The 1,720-nt window shown below is 65.2% G+C and carries 2 protein-coding genes; both read left to right on the forward strand.

Annotated features, from left to right (window positions below; translation table 11 throughout):
- Window positions 1-161 precede the first annotated feature (161 nt).
- Window positions 162-680: a hypothetical protein gene (locus QSK31_RS48400; RefSeq protein ID WP_285691977.1), complete on the forward strand. Its 519-nt coding sequence runs from the start codon at window positions 162-164 to the stop codon at window positions 678-680.
- Window positions 677-1,102 (forward strand): hypothetical protein, encoded by a 426-nt coding sequence (locus QSK31_RS48405; protein ID WP_285691978.1) that lies wholly within the window; start codon window positions 677-679, stop codon window positions 1,100-1,102. Before QSK31_RS48400 ends, QSK31_RS48405 begins: the two co-directional genes overlap by 4 nt.
- The last annotated feature ends 618 nt before the right edge of the window (window positions 1,103-1,720 follow it).

Genomic DNA, 1,720 nt, shown 5'->3' on the forward strand with positions numbered 1-1,720 from the left:
CGCGATACAGACGCACAGCACGCGCCCTCAGTTCGTCGGGGTACTTCTTCGGTGCGGCCACAGAACGTCCTCCCCATGATCAGTCGATCATGTTTGAGAGGCTCCACCAAACCGGGGGGAACTCACTGCAAGGTGCGATGCGGATCGCAGAGTCTCGCCAGATGGATGTCGAGCAGCTACCGCGCAACGCCTTCAAGACAACGTTGCAGCGGACGGTCCAGGCGCTCAAGCGGCACCGGGACATCTACTTCAGGAACGACCTCGGCAACCGCCCTTCCTCGATCATCATCACCACTCTGGCGGCCCAGTCCTACGAAGCGGGCGGTGATCTGTTCAACGTGCTGCGTCACGTCGTCCAAGAGATGCCTGATCACGTTGAGTCCCGGTTCGGCCGGCACGTCATCGCCAATCCGGTCGAGCCGGGCGAGAATTTCGCCGACCGATGGATCGGACATCCGGTCCGCGCCCGACGCTTCTTCGAGTGGCTCAAAGCGGCACAACGCGACTTCACCGCTATCGGTGACGCCCAAGACACCGACGGGATGGTGGACCGGACCGCGCTCGCGCTCGGGATTCGAGCCGCCCGCGCCGCCGCGCAATTCGCCGCGACCGGGACCGTCGCCCACCGGTCGACGGTAAGTGCCACGCGGATCCCGGCTGGAAGCGACCGCTTCGCGTGACAAAGCCCTGGGAGCGGGAACTCACGACCGAGCGGGAAGATTTTCGCCGCATCCTGACTGTCGCCGGGTTCAGCGGCGAGGGCGACACGCTGCGTGGCCCGGTTAGGTGGTGCAGTAGTAATGAAAAGGCGGTCACGGCCACCGTCGAGGTCATCTTGACCTCCGCATACCCGTTCGCGCCCCCACGGGTCCGCGTGATCGAGGCGGGTATCCCGCTGAAACTGACCTTCCACCGCGAGCGGGACGGCGGATTGTGTTTGTGGCCGTCCGACACACCGGTGGAGGGCGCACCGTGGCGCGACCCTGCGCAATTTCTGTGCAGGGTGGCCGCTTGGCTGCAGCAGACCGAAGTTGGCTGGCCCGGCGACTCAGCGTGTGACCTCGAACGGTACCTGCCGACCGCGGGTGGGTTGGTGCTTTAAGATCTATCCTCGCTGACCAGCATCCACGGCTGTGTTCGCACCAGCGCATCCCCCGACAAAACGCGTGTGACGATCACCAGCCAAGTCCAGGCACCTCCTGCGCGACCTCAGCGACGTCATCGCGGCAGACCCACGATCGGTCGGCGGTATCGACAGCTGGCGTGGGTGGCCCTTCGCCCCTTGCTCGGCGACGACGCCGGCCAGGTCGGTTGGCTCATCGGCGCCGGTATCGTGACGTACCTGGTGCTGCGTTACCGGCGCGGCTCCTCCTGCGGAGTACTCGCCCTCACTGCGCGTCCCTCCGCAGCCCGACCAACGCAGATCGAAATCCAGGCATGTGAAGCCGCCGACACCAGCGTGCCTACGCGCCTGCTACGCGCCGGCACGACGGCCGGCGAGCTCACCGGATGCAAGGTAGCAGTGGTGGGAGCCGGAGCTATCGGATCGTTCGTCGCTGACCTGTTGTTCCGTCACGGCGTCCGGGCGCTAGTACCAACGCCGTTCAGTTAGGCGGTCGGGTGGATCGTCAAGGCGTGTCTGAGGCATAGAGCAGCGGAGCTCCGGTATAGAGGGTGGTCACTCTAAGACGCCCTTGAACCTGGAGCTCCGCTGGCTGAT

Origin of the sequence: Actinoplanes sp. NBRC 103695 (genome assembly GCF_030269485.1) — a bacterium.
Lineage (GTDB): Bacteria > Actinomycetota > Actinomycetes > Mycobacteriales > Micromonosporaceae > Actinoplanes.